General features: G+C 63.1%; 1 protein-coding gene. It reads right to left on the reverse strand.

From position 1 onward, the window contains the following. On the reverse strand, positions 1-477 hold a 477-nt coding region (locus ACN5AZ_RS18740), incomplete at both ends, for a DUF7507 domain-containing protein (RefSeq protein WP_419430401.1).

Raw genomic sequence — 477 nt, forward strand, 5'->3', positions numbered from 1 at the left:
GTCGGGTCGTCTTCGCCATCAACTGTGCTGCCGTCGCCGTTTGTGTTGTCGTCGGAGGTGTCGGTCAGGGCGTTGCCGAAGGGGTCTGTGCCGCTGGCCACGGCGGAGTTGTCCACCTTGCCTGCATCCACATCCGCTTGCGTCAGCGTATAGGTCGCCGTGAAGGTCACGCTGTCGCCAGGCGCCAGCAGGTCCCATGAGCTGTCATTGGCCGTGGCATCCGTGCTGTTGCCGGAGCCGCCCGCAATCAGGGTCTCATTCGCGGGAACAGGCACCGTGCCCGTGCCGGTGAACGGATTGGTGGCGTCGTTTGGCTCGGTCACGGTCACATTCAGCGCGTTCAGCACCGTATCGGTGTTGGTCACCGTGTAGGTGTAGGTGATCGTGTCACCGGCGTTCACATCGCCAGAGGTGTCGTCATCATTCAGAACGGCAGCCTTCAAAACCGCAACCGCGCCTTCGTCAACCGGCGGGGTC

The sequence above is a fragment of the Sagittula sp. SSi028 genome (genome assembly GCF_048553715.1).
In the GTDB taxonomy this organism is placed as follows: Bacteria; Pseudomonadota; Alphaproteobacteria; order Rhodobacterales; family Rhodobacteraceae; genus Sagittula.